Genomic DNA, 751 nt, shown 5'->3' on the forward strand with positions numbered 1-751 from the left:
GAGGCCCAGGAGTTCTTCGGGCGCCCGGTGATCGGCCTGGAGCTGATCGACCCGCGCTACTACCACCTGGACACCGCGCTGGCCGTGCTGGACGGTGACGAGATCATGTACAACCCGGAGGCCTTCTCGGCCGGCAGCCGTGCCGTCCTGCGCCGGCTGTTCCCCGACGCCCTGCTGGTGGACGGTGCCGATGCGGCGGTGTTCGGCCTCAACGCCGTGAGCGACGGCCTGCACGTGGTGCTGCCGGAGGCGGCCGTCGGCCTGGCCGCGCGGCTGCGCGAGCGCGGATTCCGGCCGATCGGGATGGACCTCAGCGAGCTGCTCAAGGGCGGTGGCAGCGTGAAGTGCTGCACCCTGGAGATCCGCGCGGCGGCCTGAACGGCAGCCTCGACGGGCGGCCTGAGCGGGCGGCAGTGATCACCGGTGCTCGGTTGTAGATCCGCCGTTGAACGCCCCCGGCCAGACTGGTGCCACACCACGACGGAAGCCCTTCCCCACCAGGGAAGCGAGCCAAGGGAGCACCAGAGATGACGCAGCGTCCGGCCACCGCCCCCATCCGCCTCCGCCTGTTCACGGTCGGTCTCGGGGTGGCCGTCGCCCTGGGTGCCGGTCTCTCCGCCACGGCCGCCGTGGCGGAGACGGCCGGCACCGGGACGGCGACGGTGGTGAGCGGCGGCGCGCCGCCCCCCCCCCCCCCCCCCCCCCCCCCCCCCCCCCCCCCCCCCCACCCCCCCCCCCCGCCCCCGCGACC

1 protein-coding gene is annotated in these 751 nt (G+C 75.1%); it reads left to right on the forward strand.

The features are described 5' to 3' along the window. Positions 1-378, forward strand: a 378-nt coding sequence (locus ACFV61_RS35310; RefSeq protein ID WP_380496210.1) for a dimethylarginine dimethylaminohydrolase family protein, incomplete at its 5' end; no start/stop codon positions are given. Positions 379-751 lie beyond the last annotated feature (373 nt).

It is taken from the genome of Kitasatospora sp. NPDC059817, assembly GCF_042731835.1.
GTDB lineage: Bacteria > Actinomycetota > Actinomycetes > Streptomycetales > Streptomycetaceae > Kitasatospora.